Here is a 1,791-nt window from a genome sequence, read left to right as displayed (position 1 = left end):
GCGTGACGGAGGACAATGTGCCTTTAGGCCGAGCGAGGGCGAAAGTCCCGAGCGGAGCGTGTCAGCCGCAGTTATACGAAGTCCCAAAATTGATGTTCAAATAAAGGCAGAAGGAGAGATTTTAAATTTTTCCGCAAGAGCTTTAATTTGTCGAACGTTCAATTCTCTTTTACCATTTAAAATCTCAGAAACAACACCCTGGCTACCTAAGATGTTTAAATCTTTTTGAGTTAAATTGTTTTCTTGCATTAAATATTTTAAAACTTCGATTGGTTCCGAATTGGGCTGTATGAAATGATCATTTTCATATTCTTCAATCAAATTACCAACAGTTTCTAATAGTGGAGCTAGTTGATGCTTTTCATCATTTCCAACTTCATCAATTAGTTCATCTAAAACTTTAACTAATTTCTTATATTGTTTGTCAGTATGAGGAACGGAGAGAATATCTTTAATATCGTGCCAGATATTCTTAACTTTTTCAATTTCAAGTATCATAAAATCTCCTTTTTCCATTTACCCTTATCATATTCCGAGTGGGTTAAAACATTTCTAACAAACACTTTCTGACGATTAAAATGAATTGCTGCAATTAATCTAAAATGGTTTCCACTAATATTAAAAACTGTAAATTTGTCTACCTGATCAACAGAATTAAATACCTTTCTTAAATCGTTAAAATCTTTGAAATTAGTGTTTTTAATTATCTTATACCAGCTTTTTAGAGAAGATTCAGAATTAGGATGTTTAAGTATAAAATCATCTAATTTCTTCCAGCTAATTATATGCACTTCAACATATTGTATCTCATATTGAGATATGTCAATATTTTTTTGCTGATCTTGGAAGTAGCTTTTTGGGATTTCGTATAACGAACTAGGCTACACGACGTTGTCCGTAGCTGAGCCTTCGGAGAAGGCGTTAGCGTCGGCGCGTCTTCTTGCCGGGCAAGTAGCGTGTCAGCCGCAGTTATACGAAGTTGCAAAATAAACCATATTTTCCGGCATTTATGGTTTTTAATTTATTTATGTATAGAAAGTAATCGAGTCGAAAATCATAATAATTAAATTTTAACGATTTTTTGGAGAGACTATATTATAAACAGAAGATAGTGGAAAGTATTTAAAAAATGAATGCGAAGGTTTCAACAGACAGTTTCTGCATTTTATTAAAAGATTACAATCTATCTTAATTTAAATTTTTTATTCAAGATAAGTAAGGCTAGAATAGATAAAAATATGTTAATGAAAATAACGGTTTCGTAGTCACCTTCGGCGATATAATATAGGTTTTGGTAACCCTGGATATTGCTTATATATACTTCTCCTGGCATATGAAATCCTAGATTCTTAATCGGTTTTAATGATTTATAATCTTTATTTATTGAAATTTTTGCTCCAAAAATTTTGCAATCTGATTCTAATGTTTCTTCTAATTCTTCAGAATCTACTAACAAACAATAAGTATCAGGTAGGAGGATATTTAATTTATTATTCCGTATAGCTTCTGCTTTGGATAGTCTTCCTACATATAGAAATGAAATAAATATATTCATATATAGAAATAGAGAGATTATTTTCATTTTTTTAGAAGAGTTAAAACTATTTAAGACGAAAAATTGAATTTAATGTTAAAATTCTCTCTTACAGGGTTTTTTGCAATTTCGTATAACGAACTAGGCTACACGACGTTGTCCGTAGCTGAGTCTCGCAGAGACGTTAGCGTCGGCGCGCCTTCTTGCGACGCAAGAAGCGTGACGGAGGACAATGTGCCTTTAGGCCGAGCGAGGGC

At 32.8% G+C, this 1,791-nt stretch carries 3 protein-coding genes; all 3 read right to left on the bottom strand.

Translation table 11 applies throughout. The annotated features are described in order from the left end of the window. Positions 1 to 96: 96 nt before the first annotated feature. The 3 genes from EHQ58_RS00970 to EHQ58_RS00960 all read right to left on the bottom strand — a co-directional run bounded on the left by EHQ58_RS00970 (position 97) and on the right by EHQ58_RS00960 (position 1,582). Positions 97 to 498, bottom strand: coding sequence for a helix-turn-helix domain-containing protein (locus tag EHQ58_RS00970; protein ID WP_135621473.1), 402 nt, complete (start codon positions 496 to 498; stop codon positions 97 to 99). After that, entirely contained in the window at positions 495 to 791 is a 297-nt protein-coding gene (locus EHQ58_RS00965; protein WP_135621472.1) for a type II toxin-antitoxin system HigB family toxin, read from the bottom strand. The genes EHQ58_RS00970 and EHQ58_RS00965 overlap by 4 nt, the downstream gene beginning before the upstream one ends. 392 nt (positions 792 to 1,183) lie before the next feature. Beyond that, the gene (locus EHQ58_RS00960; RefSeq protein ID WP_167883493.1) at positions 1,184 to 1,582 is read right to left on the bottom strand and encodes a hypothetical protein; all 399 of its coding nucleotides are present in this window, start codon (positions 1,580 to 1,582) and stop codon (positions 1,184 to 1,186) included. Positions 1,583 to 1,791: the final 209 nt, after the last annotated feature.

Source organism: Leptospira ognonensis (assembly GCF_004770745.1).
In the GTDB taxonomy this organism is placed as follows: domain Bacteria; phylum Spirochaetota; class Leptospiria; order Leptospirales; family Leptospiraceae; genus Leptospira_A; species Leptospira_A ognonensis.
The sequence above is the reverse complement of the archived record's forward strand: the minus strand, read 5'-3'. Positions and strand labels throughout refer to the sequence as shown.

Bases quoted from the DNA above. Each gene is read 5' to 3' on its own strand.
- EHQ58_RS00970 (WP_135621473.1), bottom strand. From the start codon at position 498: ATGATACTTGAAATTGAAAAAGTTAAGAATATCTGGCACGATATTAAA.
- EHQ58_RS00960 (WP_167883493.1), bottom strand. From the start codon at position 1,582: ATGAAAATAATCTCTCTATTTCTATATATGAATATATTTATTTCATTT.